Origin of the sequence: Paraburkholderia graminis, from assembly GCF_003330785.1 — a bacterium.
Classification (GTDB): domain Bacteria; phylum Pseudomonadota; class Gammaproteobacteria; order Burkholderiales; family Burkholderiaceae; genus Paraburkholderia; species Paraburkholderia graminis.
The window spans coordinates 3,215,894-3,237,141 of sequence record NZ_CP024934.1 but is presented as its reverse complement, the minus strand read 5'-3'; the positions used below and the strand labels follow the sequence as shown (position 1 = coordinate 3,237,141).

The window sequence follows — 21,248 nt, the reverse complement described above, 5'->3', positions numbered from 1 at the left end:
AAACATGGCCAACCACCCGCCGCTAACAGACCCGAAACTGGCTCCGCGCGAAATCCTCACGCCGCGCCAGCCCGACACGCCTCAGGCCACCGACCCCGGATTCAGATCCACAGGCGTGCCTTCGACAGTCTGCCGCGCTTCGTCGACCAGCATGACGGGGATGCCGTCGCGAATCGGATAGGCGAGCTTGTCCGCGTTGCAGATCAGCTCCTGCGCGGAACGGTCGTAGCTGAGCGGGCCCTTGCAGATCGGGCAAACGAGAATTTCAAGCAGGCGAGCGTCCACGGACTTTCTCCACAACTAATGCAATGAGGCGATGATCGAGCGCGGCTTCGACGGGAACAACCCAGATGCGCGCGTCGCGCCAGGACCCCAATTTTACCGCATCCTTTTCCGTTATCAGGATGGCGTCGGCGTCGGCGCCCGTAAAAGGATTGCGCTCGAAAGCGTAGTGATCGGGCAGCGCGCGTGTCTCAGGCGCGAGGCCGGCGGCGCGCAGCGTGGCGAAAAAACGCTCGGGCGCGCCGATGCCGGCGGCCGCCAGCACGCGCTCGCCGCGGAACTGCGCGAGCGGGCGGCGCAACGCCGGGTTATCGAGATGCCACGCGTCGGCCGGTGCAAGCTGAAGCGCGAACGTGTTCGGCCACGGAGGCAGCGTCTTCGCGTAAGGGTCGTTGATCAGCGTGGCGTCGCGCCGACGCGAGAGCGGCTCGCGCAAGGGACCCGCCGGCAGCAGAAAGCCGTTGCCGCCGAGCCGGTGATCGAACACGACCAGCTCGGCGTCGCGCGCGAGCCGGTAGTGCTGAAGGCCGTCGTCGCTGACGATTACGTCGACGTCGCGATGCGCCGCGCACAACGCCTCCGCCGCCGCCACGCGATCGGGGCACACCCAGACGGGCGCGCCGGTGCGCCGCGAGATCAACAGCGGTTCGTCGCCGCCGACACTGGCCGCCGAGGCGGGCGTAACCGGCGTCGGCGTCTTGACCCGCGCGCCGTAGCCGCGCGACACGACGCCAGGGTTGAAGCCGGCGCCGCGCAACGCTTCGACGAGCGCGATCACGGTCGGCGTCTTGCCGGTTCCGCCGACGGTCACATTGCCGACCACCACGACGGGCACGCCCACGCGCACCGGCTTAATCCAGCCGAGCGAGAATGCCGCGCGGCGCAGCGCGGCGACAGCGCCGAACACGCATGCGAGCGGCGTCAGCGACCACGCAAGCGGTCCGCGGTGCTGCCACTCGCGCGCCACGCGCGCTTCAAAACGATCGAAGATTCCGCTCATCGGCAGGCCGGGCGGACGAGCGGCTCGCCGCTCGCGGGACGGCGCGAGCGCGGCGGCGTGAAGGCGCCAGGGGCAATACGCGGGACAGGCATCAGCGCGATTCTCCGGACGGTCGAAAAACTTAAAAAACAGAAAGGGAAGCATAGGCAGCGCGTGTCAGCAGCGCCCTTCGTCACGCGCACGTTGCGGCGCTTGCGTGCGTGACTTTCCCTTACTGTCGAACCCGCCACTCTAGCGCGCACGCGTCCCCGGCCGCAAGTCGCGGTGGCTGCGTCCTATGCCTGCCGCGTCGCGTGTTGCGCCTCTTGCAGCCTGTGGATAACTTTGTGGAGAACCTGCCCGCCGCAGCGCCTCAAGGGCCGTTGCAAGCGCCTTGCGTCGGCGATCACCTGCGGAGGTCATCAGTAAATTTCATATAAATCAACGGGATGCTTCGGTTTCCCGTAGTTTGCCGGGCGCGTGGCGGAATTCGCCTTGACGGTCCCGGCATGTGGACACTTTTAACAATTTGCGCGTCGCGCTGGACGCGATTAGCCACTCGGTCTATCGTCTGTCCGGCCAGTCACCACCATCCCTTCGCATGAATTCCGACAGTTCCCTTACCTCGTCGACGATGCCCGGCGGCGAAGTCGTCGTCCCAGTTTCCGCTCTGAATCGCGCGATCGGCAGCATGCTCGAGCGCTCGTTTCCGCTGGTGTGGGTTGCCGGCGAAGTCTCCAATTTCACGCGCGCCGCGAGCGGTCACTGGTACTTTTCGATCAAGGACGCGCAGGCGCAAATGCGCTGCGTGATGTTCCGCGGCCGCGCGCAATACGCCGAGTTCACGCCGAAGGAAGGCGACCGCATCGAAGTGCGGGCGCTCGTCACGATGTACGAGCCGCGCGGCGAACTGCAACTGAACGTCGAGGCAGTGCGGCGCACCGGCCAGGGACGTCTTTACGAAGCGTTTTTGCGGCTCAAGGCACAGCTCGAAGCCGAGGGCCTTTTTGCCGCCGAACGCAAGCGCGCGCTGCCGTCGCATCCGCGCGCAATTGGCATCGTCACGTCGTTGCAGGCCGCGGCGCTGCGCGACGTGCTGACGACGCTGTCGCGTCGCGCGCCGCATATTCCCGTGATCGTCTATCCGGCGCCGGTGCAAGGCGTGGGCGCAAGCGCGAAGCTCGCGGCAATGGTCGATGCGGTCAGCGCGCGGCGCGAGGTCGACGTGTTGATCGTGTGCCGTGGCGGCGGCTCGATTGAAGACCTGTGGGCCTTCAACGAAGAAGTGCTTGCGCGCGCGATTGCGGAGAGCGCGGTTCCGGTCGTGAGCGGCGTCGGTCACGAAACCGATTTCACGATCGCCGATTTCGCCGCCGATGTCCGCGCGCCCACGCCCACAGGCGCCGCCGAACTGGTGAGCCCGCAGCGCGTGCTGTTGCTGCGCGAGCTCGACCATCGCCATGCGACGCTTGCACGCGGATTCGGCCGGATGATGGAGCGGCGCGCCCAGCAACTCGACTGGCTCGCGCGCCGGCTCGTGTCGCCCGCCGAGCGTCTCGCGCGGCAGCGCACGCATTTGCAGCAACTGAGCGCGCGGCTCGCGTCGGCAGGGGCAAGGCCCGTGCGCGATGCCCGAGCGCGTTTTTCGCTGCTGCAGATGCGTTGGCAGCGCTGGCGTCCGGATCTCGCTGCGCATCAGGCGCGGCTTGGCAATCTCACGCAACGGCTCGACGCCGCATTGCTGCGTCAGCATGAACGTCAGACCGCGCGCATCGCGACGCTGTCGGCGCGGCTCGAAGTGCTGAGTCCGCAGCGCACGCTCGAGCGCGGCTATGCCGCGGTACTCGATGCACAGACCGGCCGCGCGGTGCGCGCGCCGTCGTCGTTGAAACCGGGACGCCGCCTGACGATGCATCTCGCCGAGGGCACCGCCGACGTCGCTCTCGCCGATGTGCAGCCGCGTCTTGCCGACGGTTTCTGACATCGCGCTGACACGCTGCGCGTGCGTAGTTTTGACTGCGCGAGCTCGCGTTTGTAGAGCAAACGGAAGCACTAATTACGCGGTTTTGCGGGCGATTCGCCGATGCCGGACATAAAGTCCGTTCGTTTGCGGGGTTATTCCAAGTCGCCTACAATCGAGTGCTCTAAAGCGTTATCCGCAGACTCCCCACAACAGATACAGACTGAAGGAAAGCACCATGGAACATACGCTCCCGCCGCTGCCGTTCGCGAAAAACGCACTCGCTCCGCACATGTCGGAAGAGACGCTCGAGTTTCACTACGGCAAGCACCACCAGACCTATGTGACCAACCTGAACAATCTGATCAAGGGCACGGAGTTCGAGAATCTGTCGCTCGAAGAAATCGTGAAGAAGTCGTCGGGCGGCGTGTTCAATAACGCAGCTCAAGTGTGGAACCACACGTTCTTCTGGAACAGCCTGTCGCCGCAAGGTGGCGGTGCACCGACCGGCGCGCTGGCCGACGCGATCAACGCCAAGTGGGGCTCGTTCGACAAGTTCAAGGAAGAGTTCGCGAAGACCGCAATCGGCACGTTCGGCTCGGGCTGGGCATGGCTCGTGAAGAAGGCAGACGGTTCGCTCGACCTCGTGTCGACGAGCAACGCTGCGACGCCGCTGACCACGGACGCCAAAGCGCTGATCACGATCGACGTGTGGGAACACGCGTATTACATCGACTATCGCAACGCGCGTCCGAAGTTTGTCGAAGCTTACTGGAACATCGTCAACTGGGAATTCGCGTCGAAGAACTTCGCGTGATTTTTCGGTGTGTTGCGGCGTTGGGCCGGCTTTGAATCGGCTCTGAATCGGTTCACAACGGCCGCTATGCAAGAAAGAAAAGCCCTCCATGTGAGGGCTTTTCTGCTTTTTGCGCGTCGCCGCGCGAGCATCGTTCATGGGCTTGCACAATCTTTGTCACTGTTCGTAACCGCGCGATAACGCACATCGCGTGGCTCAGGCTTGCGGCGCGGCTTCGCGCACGGGCATAAAACATACGGTAACGATGCGGTAAACATCGCGAGCGTGGATTCGCATAACGTGTGATTTCCAATCCACGCTATTCGCGCCATCATGATTTCACGTCTAACACCGTTGCGCGTCGCGCTGCCTCTCGGGGCCGTCGCGCTCGCGCTATTGGGCGGCTGCGCCGTCGTGCCGCCGAGCGGCCCGTCGGTGGTGGCCATGCCGCGCAGCGGCGAGCCGCTCAGTCAGTTTCAACAGGACGACTACACGTGTCGCGACTATGCGTTCCATTCGTCCGATGCGGCCGGCGCTTCGCAAGGAGCGACCACCAGCAGCGTCAACAGCGCGGCGGTGGGAACGTTGGGCGGCGCCGCCGTCGGCGCATTGCTTGGCGCGGCGGCGGGCAATGCCGGAGCGGGTGCGGCGATCGGAGCGGGCAGCGGTTTGCTGATCGGCGGCGCGGCTGGCGCCAACGGCGCGCAGTACTCGGCGAACAGCTTGCAGGCGCGCTACGACGCAGCCTACGCGCAGTGCATGACGTCGAAGGGCAACACGATCTCGCAGCCGCAAGTGCCGGTCTACGCGCCGCAGCCTGTGTATGCGCCGCAACCGGTTTATGTTGCGCCGCGGCCGCGCTATTACGGACCGCCGCCCGTAATTTACGCGCCTTATCCGTACTACTGATGCTTTCATTCCGATGCTTTGATGCCTGACACGCGATCGCGCGTGCGGTCGCGCCTTGCTTTCGCGTTGCGCCGCCAGCCGCGCGTTTGCCTGGCGGAGAGTGGCGAGACCCTGGCGGCATGGAACTCCGCAAACGGCGTACGGTTAATTGGCCGCGGACGTTGAGTGTGATCAGCCATCAGCCATCGGAAGATGTGCACGGGGCGTCCCTCCGCGGCACGCGACGTGTTCGCATCACGCGCAGCCTTCGTCTTGCGGAACTGAGCGTCGCATCGTTTGAGAGACGAGGCGGACATGCGTATCTCGCGAGGTGGCGGCGACCGGCTATCGGCCGGGCCGTGGGTTCGTGTGTGCACAGTGGCGGCGCTGCTCACTGTTGCGTGGGGGTTTGCTTCATGTGGCGGCGGCTCGGGCGGATCGCCGGGAGCGGCGTCTACATCGTCGGGCGGAGGGGCGAGCGGTGGTGGCTCGGGTGCGGGCAGCAGCGGCTCAGGCTCAGGCGCGGGGAGCGGCGCGGGCGGGGCTGCACCCGCCGGACCCGTATTCGCCACCGACGTGCTGATGCACCACAACGACCTTGCGCGCACCGGCCAGATGCTTGCCGAAACCACGCTGACGCCCGCCAACGTCAACCCATCGAGCTTCGGCAAAGTCGCGTTCCTTGCGGCGGACGGCAAGGTGGATGCCCAGCCGCTCTTTGCGACAGCGTTGTCGATTGGCGGCGCGCCGCACGACGTAGTCTACGTCGCGACCGAACACAATAGCGTCTATGCGTACGACGCCACCAGCTTCGCGCAGTTGTGGCACGCGACGCTAAACGGCAGCGGCGAAACGCCCAGCGACGACCGCGGATGCCCGGACATCACGCCCGAGATTGGCGTGACGTCGACGCCGGTGATCGACCGCTCGCGCGGCCCCAACGGCGCGCTATACGCGGTCTCGATGACGAAAGACAGCGGCGGCGCCTACCATCACCGCCTGCACGCACTCGACCTTGCGACGGGCGCCGAACTGTTCGGCGGTCCCACCGAGATTGCGGCGACTTATCCGGGCGGCGGCGCGGGGAGCGTCAACGGCGTCATTACGTTCAACGCGTCGTTGCACACGGAGCGGGCGGCATTGACGCTCGTTGGCGGCAACATCTATATGGGCTGGACGGCGCACTGCATGTCCGGCGCTTACACCGGCTGGCTCATGGCGTACAACGCCGGCACACTCAAGCAGACCAGCGCGCTCAACATCACGCCGAACGGCAGCCAGGGCTCGATCTGGATGGCCGGCTCCGGCATGGCTTCCGACGGCTCGTCCATCTATGTCGTCGACGGCAACGGCACGTTCGGCACGACGCTCAATGCACAGGGCTTCCCGGTCGACGGCAACTTCGGCAACTCGCTGATGAAACTGTCGGCTGGCCAACTGCAAGTCACCGACTATTTCGCGATGTCCAACGTAGTCGAAGAGGCCAATACGGACAACGACTTCGGTTCTGGAGGCGTGATGTTGCTGCCGGACCAGACGACCGCGGCCGGCGTGGTCAAGCATCTTGCTGTGGCGGCCGGCAAAGACAACCACATCTATGTGGTCGACCGCGATTCAATGGGCAAATTCAGCCCAGCGGCCAATAACATCTGGCAAGAACTCATCGGCACGCTTGCTGGCGGCATCTGGGGTTCGCCGGCTTATTACAAGGGCGTCGTGTACTACGGAGGGCTAAACGACAACCTCAAAGCGTTGCCGATCGCTGGCGCGTTCCTCGCAACGACGGCTTCATCTCGAAGCCCGACGACCTTTGCCTATCCGGGCGCAACGCCGGCGATTTCCGCCAATGGCGCGAGCAACGGCATTGTCTGGGCCGCGGAGAACGGCTCGACTGGCGCCCTGCATGCCTACGACGCGAGCAATCTTGCCAACGAGCTGTACAACAGCAACCAGGTGGGCACGCGCGATCAATGGGGCGCGGGCAACAAGTTCATCACGCCGATGATCGCGCGCGGCAAGGTTTATGTCGGCGCGACCAACGGTGTTGCGGTGTTCGGCTTGCGGTGACACTTGGCTTTGGCCGCTGCCGGGTGCGGAGCAAGGCGCGAACTATTCGGTGTGGTTCGGTGTCGTTCGGTGTCACTCGGTGTCGTTGCCTCCCGTTGTCTTGCGCGGCCGGCGGTTGCGCGACGACGCGGTTTTACGCGCGGCTTTCCTGGCGGGCGCGGGTGTTTCCTCTGCGGTCGGTGAAGGTTCGGTTGCTGGCGATGCGGTGTCTGCAGTGTGCGCGGTGTTCACCGTGTTCGTGTTGTTTGCCGTGTCGTCCGATCGTGCTGCGGTCTTCCGCGTTTTCTTCGCGGCCGTTTTACGCGGCTCGCGTTGCTTGCGACGCTTCGGCTGCGTTTCGTCGGTCTGGTGCGGGTCGGCATTTTCGGCCGCGCCAGCCTGATCAGAAACATGGCCCGGTTCGTTCGTGAGCGCTTGCGGCAGCTCGGACGTCGCGCGCTTGTTTTCCGCTTCAGGGGCATACATCGCATCGCCTTCGGCCTGGCTCAGGTTGGCCCCGCTTTCTTCGCGTCTGGTGCGTCTGGTGTTGGCGGCTTGCGGCGTCCTTCGCTGCGCCGTTTGGTGGCCGGCTTCCTCTGCGCTTGCCTGTGCCGTCTCGTGCGTGGCTTCGCGGGCGGCTTGCTGGCTTGCGCCTCGCTTCCGATCTCCACGACCCCGGCGACGAGACTCGTGTTTGGCGCCTGTTTCCGCTTGCGCCGCGCCAACTGTCTGCGACTCGTCAAATTGCTCCGCTACCTCTGCGGTGTCCACAGCTTCGTTTCCACGCGCCGCTGCATGCTCGCCCGCCGATTCGCCCGTACTTTCTCCGACACCTTCGCCCGCAGCGCCCGAAACCGTGCTCCGATATACGTAAGCCCCTGATTTTTCGTCGCGGCCGAATTCCAGCAGCCCGCGCGCGTGCGCCTCTTCGAGCAGATTGCCGAACGCGCGAAAGCCATAATAGGTTTCGTTGAAATCCGGCTTGCGCCGCTTGATCGCGTTCTTCAATACGGACGCCCAGATTTTCCCGCTGTCGCCCCGCTCGGATGCAAGCGCGTCGAACGTTTGCACCGCAATCTCCACCGCCTTGGTGCGGCGCTTTTCCAGATCTTCCTTGTTGCGGCTTTTCTCTTCGTCCTGCGATACCTTGGCTGTCGGCTGAGCGCTCTTCTGCTGGCGCAAGGACTCCCGTTTGGCGACGGTCCGCTGACTTTCGCGCACCAGATCGTCGTAAAAAAAGAACTCGTCGCAGTTCGCGATCAGCAGATCAGACGTGGACTGCTGGACGCCGACACCGATCACCTGCTTCGCGTTCTCGCGCAATTTCGACACGAGCGGTGAAAAGTCCGAGTCGCCGCTGATGATCACAAACGTATTGACGTGCGACTTCGTGTAGCAGAGGTCGAGCGCGTCCACGACGAGCCGGATGTCCGCCGAATTCTTGCCCGATTGACGCACGTGCGGAATCTCGATCAGCTCGAAATTGGCTTCGTGCATCGCACCTTTGAAGCTCTTGTAGCGATCCCAGTCGCAATATGCCTTTTTCACGACAATGCTGCCCTTGAGCAGCAGACGTTCGAGCACCAGCTTGATATCGAACTTGTCGTACTTCGCGTCCCGCACGCCCAGCGCGACGTTTTCGAAGTCGCAGAATAGCGCCATGCTGACGGTTTCGTTGGATGACGCCATGTAAATCTCCATTGAAGCGCTCGTCGGAGTCGACGAATCGCGACCATGATAGCGATTCCAGCCAACGTGATCAGCTTTTGTCGGGCGGACCAGTGCAAGCGCGGGCAGTTGAACCCGGCACAGTTCAACCCGGCACAGTTCAACCGCGCTGCGCTATACGTCATGGTGTCTGTCCGACGCCACCGAAGACGAGTTCAGCGCCGCCCGCGTTTCCAGCACTTCGTCCACGAGGCCATACGTTTTTGCCGCGGACGCGGACATGAAATTGTCCCGGTCTGTGTCGCGCGCGACTTCCTCGATGCTGCGCCCCGTGCGTTCGGCCATCATTGCATTGAGACGTTCGCGCAGATAGAGCACTTCCTTAGCCTGAATGTCTATGTCCGTTGCCGTGCCCTGGCTGCCGCCCGAAGGCTGGTGAATCATGATGCGCGCGTTGGGCAACGCGTACCGCTTGCCGCGTTGGCCCGCGCACAGCAGGAATGTGCCCATGCTCGCTGCAAAACCTGTGCATAAAGTGGATACCTCCGGCTTGATGAACTGCATGGTGTCGTAAATTGCGAGCCCGTCGTACACCGAGCCGCCGGGCGAATTGATATAAAACGAAATGTCCTTGTCCGGGTTCTCCGACTCCAGAAACAGTAATTGCGCCACAATGAGACTGGCCGATTGCTCGTTCACGGGTCCGACCAGAAAGACGATGCGCTCGCGCAGCAGACGCGAGTAGATGTCGTACGCGCGCTCGCCGCGGCCGGACTGCTCGATCACGGTTGGCACGAGGCCAAGGCCGGTAACAGGTGGATAGCTCGATTGCATATTTGCCTCGTCCAAAGTGGGCTGCTGTCCCTATGACGACCCGGCCGTCGGCGGCGTGACATAAATTTTTTTTCGCGCGCCTGTCACGCGGCGGCTCGCCCAATCGTCAAGCTGCAATGGATGTCTTTGCGGCGCGCGGTCGAGGAATCTGGCAGGCGGCGCACGCGCTTTTACCACGCACGATCTGGAGGTCTACGCATGAAAGAACACGAAATCGACAAGGCATCCAGCTTCGGGGCGGTGCGGGCCCGCCTGCTCGCGTTGGCGTACCGCATGCTCGGCAGCCGTGCGGAGGCGGAAGACATCGTGCAAGACGTCTGGCTGAAGTGGCATCTCGCTGATACGCATGAGGTGCAGACGCCGGCCGCGTGGCTGACCACGCTCACCACGCGCACGGCGATCGACCGTCTGAGAAATGTGCAGCGCGAGCGCGAGTCTCAGGCGACCGGCTGGCTGCCGGAGCCGTGGCTCGACGAATTCGCGCCATCGGCTGAAGAACTCGCGCTGCGTGCGGCGGAAATGTCCTATGGCGTGATGCTTTTGCTCGAGCGCCTCAAACCCGACGAGCGCGCCGCGTTTGTGCTGCATGAAGCGTTCGATTGCGACTACGCGGAGATCGGCAGGATTCTTGAACGTAGCGCGACCAGTTGCCGGCAGATCGTGCATCGGGCGAGGGCGCGCCTGCAGCGCGCGGGCGCACCGTTGCATCGGGCCGATCCCGAGAGCCACGCGCGGATCGTCGAGCGCTTGCGCAGCGCACTTGAGGCGCAGGACAGGACGAGCCTGCTCGAGCTGTTTAGCGATGCGCCGCATGTCGTCAGCGACGAGCCGGTGTGCGGAGCGCCGCTGAATGTGCCGGGCGACTCGCCGGCCGTTGTGCGTGCCGCTGCCTCGACAAACTGCTATGCACACGCCGGTGCACGCGCGCTTGGTGTGCCGCCGAAAGCATTCGCCCAGGCACGCACCGGCGCGTCAGACCGCGCATTGGGTGACTGGATGGAGAAGGTGACGTCGCTTGCACGTCAGGCGAGCCACGTGGAACTGGTATCGGTGGAGGGGGCGTTGTCTATCGCGCTGCTTATCGAAGGCGACGTCGTTGCGTTGATCGACATCGCCACCGAGGGCTCACGCAGCGGCGCGGCGACAGGCATGAAAAACGGGACGACCGGCGGCTTCGACACTGGCTTCGAGAGCCTTACAACCGGGCTCACAACCGGGCTCACCACCGGCGAGGCGCACGGTCATAGGCGGGCGCACGGTCCGCTCAACGGCGCTGCAAGAATCGTTTCGTTGCACGCGGTGACGAGCGCATCGCGATTGCTGGCAGCCAATCGTGTGCTGGGCCGCACTGCGGTCACCGAGTTGCTGGCGCGCATCCAGCAGCGCTCAGTGGACTCGGTCGACTCAGTTGCGATGGGCCGCGACTTCCCAGTTGATGTCTACGCATAGCACTTGCGTGCCGCCGGGCGTATGCGCGGCGATCGAAGCGGTCACGCACAAATGCGCTTCATTGATCGACAGATAAGGAGGAGTGAGATGCACGCGCCCAGGCGTACGCATCGCCTGAATGAAGTAAGGCCGGCGCTCCCAGCTTGCACCTTCGGAATGCAATAGCGGACGGAAGCGTTTCGCGCGTTGCGACGCGCGGCCAGGAGGCAGCACGTTGTCGCCGATTTGCCGTCCGGAGCCATCCAGAATGAAGCAGCGTGCTGTCTCGCCGAGCTTAAGCAGCGCGGCCGTCGCGTCAGCGGCTGGCTGCCCGGCAACCAGCTGTGCGGCTGCGGTTTCGAGCGCGCTGACGTACGGTGCGAGCCGCGTCGCCTGCGCGCGTTCACGCGTGGCAACACGCTCGCGCAGCGCGGCGGAGAGCGAGTCCATCAAGCCGGCAGCGGCTTGCGGCTTGACCGGTTCGACGCTCGGCCCAGCGAAGAATGCGCCCTGGACGAAATCGACGTTGCATTCGAGTGCGATCAGCGCATCGCGCTCTGTGGTCAGGCCGCCCATCAGGACCAATTGGCCGGATTCATGCAGCAGGGAGACGAGACCGGGCAGCACGCGTTCAATGTGCGAGTGCTCGCTTGCCTGCGCAAGAATGCAGCGGTCGAGCGTGACGATATCGGGGCGCAGATTCCACACGCGGTCGATGTTCGAGTGCTTGGCGCCGAAGCCATCGAGCGCGATGAGGAAGCCCGACTTGCGCAACGCGTCAATGATCTCGGCGAAACGCGTCGTTTCTCCGCCCGCTTGCTCGGAGACCTCGAGCACTACACGCTGCGGCGGCAAGCCCAACGCCTTGAGCCCGGCGAGCAACGCGTCGCCGTAGCTCGTGTCCATCAGCGCGGCCGGATGGAGACTCAGAAAGAGCCATTCGTCGTGACTGTCGAATGCATTGAAGTTGCCAAGGTGGAGCGACTCGGCCAGCCGGCCGAGTTCCAGCAAGTCGCCGCGGCGCGCGGCCTGGGTGAACACCTCGTGCGAGGGGACTTGCCGCGCATGCTCGTCGTGCGCGCGCAGCGAAGCGTGATAGCCGATCGCGCGCCGGTGCGACACGGAGAAAACCGGCTGAAATACGCTGAAAACGGTGTAGCCGCCGTAGAGAACGGTGCGCCGGGAGCCTTCGTCGCCGGCCATCGGGCGGGGAGGCTGAAAACCGGGAGGATCGAGTTCGATCATGCTCATCATGTCAGTCGTGTGGGTGGCGGCCGGATTAGGGGCTCAATGCGGAAGCTGCACGGGCAATGCGTAAGTTTACAGGATAGGCGAGCAAGATCTATGCGCATACGAAAGGCTGGCGGGGTGCGCAGTTGGCGCGCGAGTTGCCGAGCGCCGGCCAACGACGCGGGCACCGGCATGATGTTTCGCACTTCGCTGGTGCGGGCTGCGCCCCGTTGCGGATCGAAGTTGGTGGTGGTCATGTTGGGCCTGAATGCGAGCAAGTGACTACCTTGGGCGTGGTATCCGTTGAGCAGCCGCTCGGACGGTGCGGCGCTATGACGGCTTCGCGTAGGCAGCTAGCCCTCAGCCCCGGCAGCTCAGGGCTGAGATCTCAGCCCTGAGACCTCACACCTCAACCTTCAACCTTCAACCTTCAACCTTTAACCACGAACCACGAACCACGAACCACGAACCACGAACCACGAACCACGAACCACGAACCACGAACCACGAACCACGAACCACGAACCACGAACCACGAACCACGAACCACCACCCACTAGCCACCAGCCTTCACCCCTCAGCGGCTAGCCTCCACCGTTCCACCTCCAGCCCCCAAGCCATCGAGCCATCAAGCCATCAAGCCATCAAGCCATCAAGCCATCAAGCCATCAAGCCATCAAGCCATCAAGCCATCAAGCCATCAAGCCATCAAGCCATCAAGCCATCAAGCCATCAAGCCATCAAGCCACTTCCGCCCGCATTCCAAGCGCAACCTTCCCACCAGCAAACCCCCACCAACCCCACCCCTCACGTCCGCTCAGAAGGATCAGTTTTCCTGGCCGGCGTCCGGATATCCGGCGACAACTGCGCGAAAATCCACGCCGAACCCGCGGTGATAATCCCCACGCAAAGGAACGTCGCATGAAACGCGGGCAGCGAGTTCGCAGCCGTCACGCGCGGCAAGAGCCCGGTGAAGGTCGCCAGCAGCGCGCCGGCCACGGTGACGCCGAGGCTCATCGACAGCATCTGGACCAGCGAGAACAAACTGTTGCCGCTGCTTGCGCCGCCGGTGCCGAGATCCTTGAGCGTCAACGTATTCATCGCGGTGAATTGCATCGAGTTGACGCCGCCAAACAACGCCAGTTGCACGAGCCTCAGCCACAGCGGCTGTCCCGCGTTGGTCAGCGAGAAGCTGGCCATCGTCAGGCCGACGAGAACCGTGTTGACGATCAACACGCGACGATAGCTGTACCTGACGATCAGCTTCGTCACGAGCCGCTTCGACGCCATGCCGGCAGCAGCAACGGGCAGCATCATCATGCCGGCTTCGAATGCGCTGTAGCCCAGACTCACTTGCAGCAGCAGCGGAATCAGATAAGGCATCGCGCCGCTTCCGATCCGCGCGAACAGATTGCCGAGCAGTCCGACACTGAACGTGTGAATCTTGAACAGGTCGAGCGGAAAAATCGGCGCGGGCTCGCGCACCGCGTGCAAGCCATAGGCGACGAAGCAGGCCAGCCCGAGAATCAACAGCACCAGCACCGTTGCGTGTTGAATGCCGAATTCGGTGCGGCCATCGAGTGCAAAAGAAATCGCCACCATGCCGACGACCAGCAGCAAATAGCCCTTGACGTCGAACCTGCCGACCTGTTCGTTACGGCTGTCGGGCATGAAGATGAAGGTGGCGATGCATCCGGCGATGCCCACCGGCACGTTGATCAAAAAGATCCAGTGCCACGACGCGATTTTGACGAGCCAGCCGCCCAGCGTCGGGCCGATCAATGGACCAATCAGTCCAGGGATCGCGACGAACGACAGCGCCGGCAGATAGCGCTCTGCCGGAAAAGTCCGCAGCACGGCGAGCCGTCCGACCGGCAGCAACATCGCGCCGCCCACGCCTTGCACGATCCGGAAGATCACCAACTGGTTCAGCGTATGAGCGTTCGCGCACAGCAACGAGCCGATTGCGAAAACCAGAATCGCGCTGAAGAACACGCGTCGCGTGCCCAGTTTGTCGGCGAGCCAGCCGGAGACCGGAATCATCACGGCCATCGTCAGCGAATAGGCGATCACGACGGACTGCATGCGCAGCGGCAATTCGCCGAGGCTCGTCGCCATCGCCGGGAGGGCGGTGTTGACGATCGTCGAGTCGAGCGTCTGCATGAAAAAGCCGGTGGCGACGAGCCACAGCATGACCGTCAGCGAGCGGGCGGAAGGCGCGCTGGGCGCGACGGTCGAGGGAACGGGCTGGGTCGGCGGCGTGGACATGAAGTAGCGGCTTGGCGCTCAGAACGGGCAGGAACTCGCTATTCTAGGGAAAAGCCGCGGACGACACAGCGAGGGGTCGGGCCGCAGCACCGCGCGAGACGAGCGTGTTCGCATCTGCTGCCCGGTATCGTTTGGAGAATGCACCGACGCAGCACCGACGCAGCACGGCCGCGGTGCGGAGCCAGGCTCAGACATCCAGCGCGCAAGTCCGAGTCACTCACTTCAACTTCGCCGCCGCCCGAAAAAACGCCTGCGCACGCGGCTCGTTACCGAACGCCGCGTGAATTCGAATCCACGGACTCGGCTCCATACCCGGCCTGAAGTAACTGCCCGGCGCGACCGTCACGCCCAGCGGCGCGCCGCATTCCACCAGCCGCTCGGCATTGTCCACGTGCGGCACGCGCGCCCACAAAAATTTTCCGCCGACGGGCTTCTCGAACACTTCCCAGCCCTCATCCTCGAGTGTCTGGATTGTCGAGCCGAGCGCGTCACGCATACGGCGGCGCAGTCGTTCGAGATACTTACGATATGCGCCGCGCTCGAGCAGCGACGCCGTCACCGTTTCAGCGAAAAGCGAGCCGCCGATGCTCGTCAGCATCTTGATGTCGACGAGATCCTTGATGATCGCGTGACTCGCGACCACGCAGCCGATGCGCAACGACGACGACAGCGTCTTCGACAGTCCGCCGATGTAGATCACATGTTCGAGCTGATCGAGTGTGGCGAGGCGGTCGGTGACGTCGGTCTGAAAGTCGGCGTAGATATCGTCTTCGATGATCGTGAAGCCGTGTTCGCGCGCCAGTTGCAGCAGCCGGAACGCGACCGGCGGCGCGACCGTGGTCCCGGTCGGATTGTGAAACACGGTATTGATGAAGAACAGCTTGGGCCGGTGCTGCTTCAACTGCGCCTGCATGACGTCGAGATCCGGCCCGCTGCGCGTGCGTGGAATGCCGACGAGCCGCACGCCGTGCAGCTTCAGCAGGCCGTAGAGATTGTAGTAGCCGGGGTCTTCGACGAAGATCGTGTCGCCCGCCTTCAGCATGTAGCGCATCAGCAGATCGAACGCCTGACTCGCGCCGTTCGTGATCAGGATCTGCGACGTGTCCGCGCGAATCCCGAGTTGCGCGATTCGCGCCTGCAAATGTTCGCGCAAGCTGAGGTTGCCGAGCGGCGTCGCGTAATCGACCATGCTCGCGGGATCGGTGCGCAGCACGTGCCGTATCGCCTGCGCGATGCTGTCCGTGTCGCGCCACGGCTCGGGGATAAAGCCGCTGCCGAGCTTCAGCGTTTCGCCGGGGTGGTTGAACTGCTGCAGCAGATGGTCGGATTCTTCTTCGGCGCGGCGCGGGTCCGAGGTGCCGTCGCACTGCGCGCCGCCGGGCGGCCGGTCCGCCACATAGAAGCCGGAACCGTGGCGCGAGTCGATGTAACCAAGCGATACGAGCCGGTCGTACGCCTCGATGACCGGAAAGCGGCTCACGCCGTAGTCGGCGGCGAACTGGCGGATCGACGGCAATTTCGAGCCCGGATGCGCGGTCCGTGAGCGAATCCAGGTGCTGACGCCCGCGACGATCTGCTCCGTCAGCGGTACGCCGTTGTCTCTATCAAGCTGAATCTCAAGTCGCATGTGCTTTCCTTCCCGGACGGGACGTGCGGTGCGGTTCAGGAGCTCACACACGCCAACTGTTCGGTTTTTCGACTGCACAGTTCCGATGAAACTGTTCGGAACTGTGCATGGGTATTCGATGATCGCACGACAATAATCGATACAACACAAAAGCCCTCTGAAGGAGAACGGCCATGCGTGAAGTGCGGATTTTCGAACTGGAACATGACGAGCCGGTGGCCGCGTGGCGCGTTGCGCGCCCGTCCACTTTCAAGGTGATCTCGGGTGAAATCTGGCTAACGGTCGAAGGTGACCGCGACGACTATTGGCTCGCCACCGGCGAATCGATCGATCTGCCGCGCGGGGCGGTCGCGTGGATCAGCGCGGGAGAGGCGGGTGCGCGCTTCGCGCTCGCCAGCGGCTCGGAACGTGGTGCGGAACGCGGCCCGGCGAGGCCGACGCGCGGTGCGGCGGTGCCGAGCTGGCTGCCGCGTTGGCTCGGCGCTATGTGAAGGAGCGGAGGGGAGCGTTTTGCGCGACAGTCGTTGCGTGAAGAGAGAAGGAGCCCGCCGGGCCGGCGCGTGAGTGCCCCGCCCGACGACAAGAAACGCTCAACTCTCCCCCACATACCTCGCCCGCGGCCGGATCAAGCCGCCGTCGCGCGCCTGTTCCATCGCATGCGCGATCCACCCGACGACACGCCCCACCGCAAACAACGTGAAAGCGGCGCCCACGGGCAAGCCAAGCACCCGCTCGATAGCCGCGAGCGCGAAGTCGACGGTCGGCTCAGCACCGGTCGTATCGCGGACCGCCCGCGCCAGCGCCTGCACCTCGCCGAGCGGCGAGCGCGCCGGCGCGCACTCGCGCAACAATTCCAGCAGGAGCCGCGCGCGCGGATCGCCTTGCGGATACAGCGGATGGCCGAAGCCGGACAGCACCGGCCCCTGCGCGCCGTGCTCATCGCGCGATAGACGAGTGGCCAGGTAACGATCGAGATCGGCGGCGCGCGACGCTTCTTCGAACAACGCCGCGATGCGCATTGTCTCGCCGCCGTGACGCGGGCCGGCCAGCGCGGCGAGACCGCCCGCCACCGCGCCGAACAGATGCGTGCCCGTCGACGTAATGCAGCGAACCGTGAACGTCGACGCATTCAGCTCATGGTCCGCGCACGCGACCAGCGCGGCGCGCAGCAGCGCCGCCTGCTGCCGGTTGCGGACCTGCCACGAGGACGCCAACTGTCGATGCAGCGGCGCATTCGAAGGCGCGGCCGAGATCATCGCGGCGGCCAGCAGCCGCATCACGGCGCACGCGTTGTCCAGTTGCGCATCTCGGCCGAGCGCCCAGACCCGCGGCATTTGCGCGGCCGCTGCGGGCAACAGCACGAGCGCGCGATCGAGCGGCGTGCTGTCGCCCCACAGCTTCAGCCACGCGGCCCATTGAGCGGCGCCGAGCGGGACGGGCGGCGCATCGGCGATACGCGCCGCGCTGCACTCCCACAGCAACGCCGCAATATCTTCGAGCGATTCGGTGCGAGCAAGCTCCATCGCATCGCGTCCGCGATACAGCAGGCGACCATCGGCGACGAGCGTAATCGACGATTCCAGCACCGGTACGCCCCAATCCAGCACTTTCTGCGCGACTTTGCCCGCGCGCTTGCCGTCTTCCTTGCGCCGCGCGAGCCGCCGCACTTCGCGCGCGTCGTAGCGGCGATGCTTGCCTTGCGCATCCGGCGACGAACTCAGCAAGCCGCGGCTCACGTACGCATAAAGCGTGGTCACGCTGATGCCGAGTTCGGCGGCGGCTTCGGTGGCAGTCAGGGAATCGGAGGATGGGGGCATGAGAATAGGCCGCACAACAACCAAACAAATCAATATACATTGATTATCACAATCAAGATTGATTCAAACAACCCACGCTTCTAGACTCAACCACATTCCTCGACCCGAATGTGAACGCCATGACGCCCGAACTCGCACTCGATCACATCTGGACGCTCGCAGGCTGCGAGCGAGCCGCGCTTCGCTCGGTTCACTTCACCGGCAGCGAGCCGGCCTTGCCGTCCGTGTTTCGTGTCGGCGCGCTGGCGTGCGCGACCATCGCGGCGACGGGGCTGGCAGCGGCTGAATACCATCGGTTGCGCACGGGACGCGGGCAGCGCGTCAGCGTGGACATGCGCCGCGCGCTGGCTTCGTTTCGCAGCGAACGTTATCTGCGAATCGACGGTGGTCCGCCGCCCGCGCTGCGCGATCCTGTGACGGGTTTCTATGAGACGCGCGACGGCCGCTGGATTCAATTGCACACGAACTTCGCGCATCATCTGGCGGGCGTATTGAAAGTGCTCGGCTGCGAGAACGATCGCGCGGCGGTCGCATCGGCGATACGTGGATGGGATGGCTCGGCGCTCGACCAGACGCTCGCCGACGCCGGCCTCTGCGCGGCGTTGATTCGCACGCCGCAAGAGTGGACCGCGCTCGATCAGGCAAAGGCAATCGCGAGTCTGCCGCTCTTCGAAATAGAGCGAATCGGCGATGCCCCGCCGGAACTCGCGACGCGGCATGCGTCGCCGTCGGTGAATGCGGGCAGCCGGCCGCTGTCGGGGGTGCGCGTGCTGGACCTGTCGCGCATCATCGCCGGTCCGGTCGGCGGGCGCGCGCTCGCGCAGCATGGCGCCGAAGTGTTGATGATCAACGGCCCGCATCTGCCGAACATTGCGCCGCTCGTCATCGACAACGGCCGCGGCAAGCGCTCGGCCGTGCTCGATCTGCGCGACGCGGCAGGCCGCGAGACGCTGCGCGGCTTGACGCGCGATGCCGATGTCTTTCTACAGGCGTATCGCCCCGGCGCACTGGCGGCGCGCGGATTCGGTCCCGACGATGCAGCGCGTCTGCGGCCCGGCATCGTCTACGTGTCGGTGTGCGCGTATGGATACGAAGGGCCGTGGGCGTCGCGGCGCGGGTTCGACAGCCTCGTGCAGTCCGCGAGCGGCATCGCGGCGACGGAGCAGCGCGCGGCGGCATCCGCGGAGCCGAGGCATCTGCCGTGTCAGGCGCTCGATCACGCGACCGGCTATCTCGCCGCGTTCGGCGCGATGGCCGCGTTGGCGCGGCGCGCTACCGAAGGCGGTAGCTGGCATGTGAAGGTGTCGCTCGCGCAGACGGGCCGCTGGCTGCAATCGTTCGGTGAGATTCCCGACGGCTGGCAGGCGCCTGAGCTCACGCTCGACGACGTACGCGACTGCGTCGATACCGTGCAGTCCGGGTTTGGCCGCGTGCAGGCTGTGCAGCCGGCCGAGCAGCTCGACGAGACGCCGGCTTTCCTTGCACTGCCACCCGGGCCGATCGGCACGCACGAGGCGAAGTGGGTTTGATGCGTTGATGCGGCCGCATCACGACGGCCGCATCGAAGAAAGCTTGCACAGCAAACTCCCAACCACCTACTTACGCAACTCCGCCACAAAATCGTAGTAATCGTTACGGCAATAAGTGTCGGTCAGTTCAATAGCGCGCTGATCCGCCGTATAGCCCACACGAGTGATCAGCAGCAGCGCCTCATTCGGCGCGATGCTCATTTGCTGCGCGATTTCCTCACTCGCATTCACTGCGCGGAAATGCTGCAACGCGCGGACGATGGTCAGCCCGCGGTTCTCCAGGTACGTATAAAGCGAATCGCCGATGGCCTGCGGATCGGGAATCACCGCAGCCGGAAAGGTCGAGTTCTCGACGGCCATCACGATGCCGTCCGCGAGACGCAAGCGCCGCAGACGCGTCACCGCCGCAGCCGGCGACAGCCCGAGCTGGATCACTTCATCGCGATTGGCCGGCAGGATCTCGCGCGACAGCCACTGAGAACTCGGCGTAAAGCCCCGCCGCCGCAGCATTTCGCTGAAGCTCGACAGACGCGACAGCGGGTCTTCGTAGCGTGGCGTGATGAAACTGCCGGCGCCCTGCGTGCGTCGAATCAAACCTTGTTCGACGAGCAACGCGATGGCCTTGCGAGACGTGATTCGCGAAACGCCAAGCGCCTCCGAGAGCACACGCTCCGAAGGCAGCGCTTCGCCCGCGTTCCAGCGATTCTCGTGGATTGCGGCGCCGAGCTTGCGGGCAAGTTGCAGGTAGAGCGGTGTGTCGTTTTCCGGGTCCGGGCGCAGATCGCGCCAGCGGTCTTCCGAGGCAGAGGTCATGGGGCTTACGCTAGAAGGGCGAGGAGCAATTCTAAGACATCGGCGCGCGACGTTATAGCGGGCTTTTGCCTGGTCATCGGTCGGATCGCGGCGTAGCCGCTAAACTCGTCGATGCGTCGTCGATACGAATCGAGCAGCAGCGCCGTGCGCCGGGTCTCTGTTTCGCGCCGTCGCATGGTCGGACATTCAGCCATAGTCAGTCACTTCAGGAGCCAGCATGACGAGCGACATCGCAAGCGTGAGCCTGCCCGACGGCGAGCGCATCCCGAAACTCGGGCAGGGCACATGGGAGATGGGCGAGCAGCCGGCGCGCCGCGCGGCTGAGATCGACGCGCTGCGATGCGGCGTCGAGCTCGGCATGACGCTGATCGATACCGCCGAAATGTACGGCGACGGCGCAACCGAGTCGCTGCTCGGCGAAGCGCTTGCAGGACTGCGTGACCAGGTGTTCCTTGTCAGCAAGGTGTATCCGCATAACGCGAGCCGGCGCGGCGTGATTGCGGCGTGCGAACGCAGCCTCAAACGTCTGAACACGGATCGGCTCGATTTGTATCTGCTGCACTGGCGCGGCTCGGTGCCGCTCGCGGAGACGGTCGCGGCCTTCGAGGCGCTGCGCGAAGCCGGCAAGATCCGCCACTGGGGCGTGAGCAACTTCGATACCGACGACATGGAAGAACTCGTGGCCACGCCCGGCGGCGAGTCGTGCGCGACGAACCAGATTCTGTATAACGTCGCGCGGCGCGGGCCGGAGTTCGACCTGCTGCCCTGGCTCGCCGCGCGCAATATGCCGGCCATGGCCTACAGTCCCGTCGATCACGCGCGTCTGCCGCGCCGCTCGCCGCTCGACGATATTGCGAGCGCGCGCGGCGTCTCGGTGTTCCAGGTGGCGCTTGCGTGGGTATTGCAGCAGCCAGGCGTGTTCGCGATTCCGAAGGCGGGCCGCGTCGAGCACGTGCGCGACAACTATCGTGCGCTCGAGTTGCGGCTCGACGCAGAGGAGCTTGCCGCCATCGACGGCTACTTCAAGCCGCCGCGCGGCAAGCGCGCGCTGGAAATGCTCTGAGCGTCGTGCTCATCGCACGG

17 protein-coding genes are annotated in these 21,248 nt (G+C 64.5%); 8 read left to right on the top strand and 9 right to left on the bottom strand.

What is annotated here, in order from left to right:
* Positions 1–81: 81 nt before the first annotated feature.
* On the bottom strand, positions 82–285 hold the full coding sequence (locus CUJ91_RS14405; protein WP_006050060.1) for a Trm112 family protein: 204 nt from the start codon (positions 283–285) through the stop codon (positions 82–84).
* A complete protein-coding gene (gene lpxK, locus CUJ91_RS14400) occupies positions 266–1,282 on the bottom strand; it encodes a tetraacyldisaccharide 4'-kinase (protein ID WP_029968094.1) in 1,017 nt (338 codons plus the stop codon). The genes CUJ91_RS14405 and lpxK overlap by 20 nt, the downstream gene beginning before the upstream one ends.
* Positions 1,283–1,862: 580 nt before the next feature.
* On the opposite strand from lpxK, the gene xseA reads away from it, so the two are divergent.
* The 4 genes from xseA (at position 1,863) to CUJ91_RS14380 (ending at position 6,972) form a co-directional block, all read left to right on the top strand.
* Positions 1,863–3,242: an exodeoxyribonuclease VII large subunit gene (gene xseA / locus CUJ91_RS14395; RefSeq protein ID WP_107708677.1), complete on the top strand. Its 1,380-nt coding sequence runs from the start codon at positions 1,863–1,865 to the stop codon at positions 3,240–3,242.
* A gap of 217 nt (positions 3,243–3,459) precedes the next feature.
* Positions 3,460–4,038 carry a superoxide dismutase [Fe] gene (gene sodB / locus CUJ91_RS14390; RefSeq protein WP_006050063.1) on the top strand — a complete coding sequence of 193 codons (579 nt, stop codon included), beginning with the start codon at positions 3,460–3,462 and terminating at the stop codon, positions 4,036–4,038.
* A 312-nt stretch (positions 4,039–4,350) separates the two neighbouring features.
* Positions 4,351–4,926, top strand: a complete 576-nt coding sequence (locus tag CUJ91_RS14385; protein ID WP_006050065.1) for a glycine zipper family protein — start codon at positions 4,351–4,353, stop codon at positions 4,924–4,926.
* 294 nt (positions 4,927–5,220) lie between these two features.
* A complete protein-coding gene (locus CUJ91_RS14380) occupies positions 5,221–6,972 on the top strand; it encodes a PQQ-binding-like beta-propeller repeat protein (protein ID WP_006050066.1) in 1,752 nt (583 codons plus the stop codon).
* 72 nt (positions 6,973–7,044) lie between these two features.
* Here CUJ91_RS14380 and CUJ91_RS14375 read toward each other — a convergent pair whose 3' ends face one another.
* Both CUJ91_RS14375 and clpP read right to left on the bottom strand, forming a co-directional pair.
* The gene (locus CUJ91_RS14375) at positions 7,045–8,640 is read right to left on the bottom strand and encodes an NYN domain-containing protein (protein ID WP_114156433.1); all 1,596 of its coding nucleotides are present in this window, start codon (positions 8,638–8,640) and stop codon (positions 7,045–7,047) included.
* A 153-nt stretch (positions 8,641–8,793) separates the two neighbouring features.
* Complete coding sequence (gene clpP, locus CUJ91_RS14370) at positions 8,794–9,453, bottom strand: ATP-dependent Clp endopeptidase proteolytic subunit ClpP (RefSeq protein WP_114156432.1); 660 nt, start codon at positions 9,451–9,453, stop codon at positions 8,794–8,796.
* Between the two features lie 198 nt (positions 9,454–9,651).
* Here clpP and CUJ91_RS14365 point away from each other — a divergent pair, with 198 nt between their 5' ends.
* Positions 9,652–10,902: a sigma-70 family RNA polymerase sigma factor gene (locus CUJ91_RS14365; protein ID WP_114156431.1), complete on the top strand. Its 1,251-nt coding sequence runs from the start codon at positions 9,652–9,654 to the stop codon at positions 10,900–10,902.
* Here CUJ91_RS14365 and CUJ91_RS14360 read toward each other — a convergent pair.
* The 3 genes from CUJ91_RS14360 to CUJ91_RS14350 form a co-directional block, all read right to left on the bottom strand.
* Positions 10,858–12,132, bottom strand: coding sequence for an EAL domain-containing protein (locus CUJ91_RS14360; protein WP_044021278.1), 1,275 nt, complete (start codon positions 12,130–12,132; stop codon positions 10,858–10,860). The genes CUJ91_RS14365 and CUJ91_RS14360 overlap by 45 nt on opposite strands.
* A 786-nt stretch (positions 12,133–12,918) precedes the next feature.
* Positions 12,919–14,379 carry a multidrug transporter subunit MdtD gene (gene mdtD / locus CUJ91_RS14355; RefSeq protein WP_114156430.1) on the bottom strand — a complete coding sequence of 487 codons (1,461 nt, stop codon included), beginning with the start codon at positions 14,377–14,379 and terminating at the stop codon, positions 12,919–12,921.
* Positions 14,380–14,596: 217 nt separating this feature from the next.
* On the bottom strand, positions 14,597–16,006 hold the full coding sequence (locus CUJ91_RS14350; RefSeq protein WP_053858671.1) for an aminotransferase-like domain-containing protein: 1,410 nt from the start codon (positions 16,004–16,006) through the stop codon (positions 14,597–14,599).
* A 173-nt stretch (positions 16,007–16,179) separates the two neighbouring features.
* Here CUJ91_RS14350 and CUJ91_RS14345 point away from each other — a divergent pair, with 173 nt between their 5' ends.
* Positions 16,180–16,497, top strand: a complete 318-nt coding sequence (locus CUJ91_RS14345; protein WP_029968075.1) for a DUF2917 domain-containing protein — start codon at positions 16,180–16,182, stop codon at positions 16,495–16,497.
* Between the two features lie 99 nt (positions 16,498–16,596).
* Here the strand turns inward: CUJ91_RS14345 and CUJ91_RS14340 are convergent, their stop codons facing one another.
* On the bottom strand, positions 16,597–17,823 hold the full coding sequence (locus CUJ91_RS14340; RefSeq protein ID WP_114156429.1) for a citrate synthase family protein: 1,227 nt from the start codon (positions 17,821–17,823) through the stop codon (positions 16,597–16,599).
* 119 nt (positions 17,824–17,942) lie between these two features.
* On the opposite strand from CUJ91_RS14340, the gene CUJ91_RS14335 reads away from it, so the two are divergent.
* Positions 17,943–19,352 carry a CoA transferase gene (locus CUJ91_RS14335; RefSeq protein WP_114156428.1) on the top strand — a complete coding sequence of 470 codons (1,410 nt, stop codon included), beginning with the start codon at positions 17,943–17,945 and terminating at the stop codon, positions 19,350–19,352.
* A 66-nt stretch (positions 19,353–19,418) separates the two neighbouring features.
* Here CUJ91_RS14335 and CUJ91_RS14330 read toward each other — a convergent pair whose 3' ends face one another.
* A complete protein-coding gene (locus CUJ91_RS14330; protein ID WP_006050077.1) occupies positions 19,419–20,165 on the bottom strand; it encodes a GntR family transcriptional regulator in 747 nt (248 codons plus the stop codon).
* Between the two features lie 217 nt (positions 20,166–20,382).
* On the opposite strand from CUJ91_RS14330, the gene CUJ91_RS14325 reads away from it, so the two are divergent.
* The gene (locus CUJ91_RS14325) at positions 20,383–21,228 is read left to right on the top strand and encodes an aldo/keto reductase (RefSeq protein WP_029968070.1); all 846 of its coding nucleotides are present in this window, start codon (positions 20,383–20,385) and stop codon (positions 21,226–21,228) included.
* The last annotated feature ends 20 nt before the right edge of the window (positions 21,229–21,248 follow it).

What these genes read in the sequence shown, in the direction of transcription:
- lpxK (WP_029968094.1), bottom strand. Translation starts at nt 1,282, where the DNA reads ATGAGCGGAATCTTCGATCGTTTTGAAGCGCGCGTGGCGCGCGAGTGG.
- CUJ91_RS14335 (WP_114156428.1), top strand. Translation starts at nt 17,943, where the DNA reads ATGACGCCCGAACTCGCACTCGATCACATCTGGACGCTCGCAGGCTGC.
- mdtD (WP_114156430.1), bottom strand. Translation starts at nt 14,379, where the DNA reads ATGTCCACGCCGCCGACCCAGCCCGTTCCCTCGACCGTCGCGCCCAGC.
- CUJ91_RS14385 (WP_006050065.1), top strand. Translation starts at nt 4,351, where the DNA reads ATGATTTCACGTCTAACACCGTTGCGCGTCGCGCTGCCTCTCGGGGCC.
- CUJ91_RS14375 (WP_114156433.1), bottom strand. Translation starts at nt 8,640, where the DNA reads ATGGCGTCATCCAACGAAACCGTCAGCATGGCGCTATTCTGCGACTTC.
- CUJ91_RS14345 (WP_029968075.1), top strand. Translation starts at nt 16,180, where the DNA reads ATGCGTGAAGTGCGGATTTTCGAACTGGAACATGACGAGCCGGTGGCC.
- CUJ91_RS14340 (WP_114156429.1), bottom strand. Translation starts at nt 17,823, where the DNA reads ATGCCCCCATCCTCCGATTCCCTGACTGCCACCGAAGCCGCCGCCGAA.
- CUJ91_RS14350 (WP_053858671.1), bottom strand. Translation starts at nt 16,006, where the DNA reads ATGCGACTTGAGATTCAGCTTGATAGAGACAACGGCGTACCGCTGACG.
- CUJ91_RS14325 (WP_029968070.1), top strand. Translation starts at nt 20,383, where the DNA reads ATGACGAGCGACATCGCAAGCGTGAGCCTGCCCGACGGCGAGCGCATC.
- CUJ91_RS14360 (WP_044021278.1), bottom strand. Translation starts at nt 12,132, where the DNA reads ATGAGCATGATCGAACTCGATCCTCCCGGTTTTCAGCCTCCCCGCCCG.
- xseA (WP_107708677.1), top strand. Translation starts at nt 1,863, where the DNA reads ATGAATTCCGACAGTTCCCTTACCTCGTCGACGATGCCCGGCGGCGAA.
- CUJ91_RS14380 (WP_006050066.1), top strand. Translation starts at nt 5,221, where the DNA reads ATGCGTATCTCGCGAGGTGGCGGCGACCGGCTATCGGCCGGGCCGTGG.
- CUJ91_RS14365 (WP_114156431.1), top strand. Translation starts at nt 9,652, where the DNA reads ATGAAAGAACACGAAATCGACAAGGCATCCAGCTTCGGGGCGGTGCGG.
- CUJ91_RS14330 (WP_006050077.1), bottom strand. Translation starts at nt 20,165, where the DNA reads ATGACCTCTGCCTCGGAAGACCGCTGGCGCGATCTGCGCCCGGACCCG.
- clpP (WP_114156432.1), bottom strand. Translation starts at nt 9,453, where the DNA reads ATGCAATCGAGCTATCCACCTGTTACCGGCCTTGGCCTCGTGCCAACC.
- sodB (WP_006050063.1), top strand. Translation starts at nt 3,460, where the DNA reads ATGGAACATACGCTCCCGCCGCTGCCGTTCGCGAAAAACGCACTCGCT.